Raw genomic sequence first — 575 nt, 5'->3', positions numbered from 1 at the left:
ACTAATACTCCCTTCTTCACACTCAAAATACTCTGTTTTCCCTGACTGCCTAAAAGTAACACTGAGTGTTCTCTGTACCTCATTAAACTCCTCGCTAAAGTACTCACTGACTAATATGACACGTTCACCAATACTAAATTCCAGTGACTTTTCATCCACTAACGCTCGGTGATAGTGTCTAACGTGATAATCTTGAGGTCTTATCCATTGGGAAAGCTGACTTCGATTGGCAATAAACTCTTTAAAGTGAAGCCCTTCCTTATCTTGGTCTATCGAAATACTAAGCTTCGTAGTTTGGCTTACCGTGCATTCAAAGACTTTTCTAGGCGGGGAGTCTGCGAGAGCAAACGTGCTCACCATGGCAACAGCTAAGAACCAAATAACCGCCATGAGTTTCATTACCATTCAGCCAGCACAGTAAATGAAGCTTGCTCAGACATGCGAGTTAATACATATCCGTGTGAAGAAGAATACGAGCCACTGAGTACACTATTTTCTTTCTCAATAACGATATCCTCGATGCCGTCAGCGTTGTAATCACCTTTTGCTACAACCGTGATGACTTGAAAACCACC

General features: G+C 42.1%; 1 protein-coding gene and 1 pseudogene. Both read right to left on the bottom strand.

The genetic code is table 11. The features are described 5' to 3' along the window. Window positions 1-405: hypothetical protein (locus R7Z50_RS29575; protein WP_318150024.1), on the bottom strand; the 405-nt coding region annotated here is incomplete at its 3' end. After that, window positions 399-575, bottom strand: a pseudogene (locus R7Z50_RS29570) (ATPase); the annotation flags it as partial. The gene R7Z50_RS29575 and the pseudogene R7Z50_RS29570, both read right to left, overlap by 7 nt.

Source organism: Vibrio sp. 1249-1, assembly GCF_033340495.1.
Note: the sequence above shows the minus strand (reverse complement) of the source record. Positions and strands in the feature narration are given on the sequence as shown.